Origin of the sequence: Mediterraneibacter sp. 210702-DFI.5.30 (genome assembly GCF_020560115.1) — a bacterium.
Classification (GTDB): domain Bacteria; phylum Bacillota; class Clostridia; order Lachnospirales; family Lachnospiraceae; genus Mediterraneibacter; species Mediterraneibacter faecis.
On the sequence record NZ_JAJCME010000237.1, the window covers coordinates 1 to 220 of the forward strand.

Consider the following 220-nt stretch of genomic DNA (forward strand, 5'->3'; position numbering starts at 1 on the left):
CAAGCAAAAAGCTGGTGGCTGGAAGGAACTGTTCAGTCCGCTGGTTCGTCCCGCTCTGATTACTGGTCTGGGCGCGGCAATCTTTCAACAAATTATTGGTTCCAACTCAGTCGTCTTTTATGCACCAACTATCTTTACCAAAGTTGGCTGGGGTGTTGCGGCTGCTCTGCTTGCCCACATTGGTATCGGGACGATCAACGTTATCGTAACGGTTGTCGCT

1 protein-coding gene is annotated in these 220 nt (G+C 50.5%); it reads left to right on the top strand.

Translation table 11 applies throughout. The features are described from left to right. Window positions 1–220, top strand: a 220-nt coding sequence (locus LI126_RS15405; protein ID WP_227165771.1) for an MFS transporter, incomplete at both ends; no start/stop codon positions are given.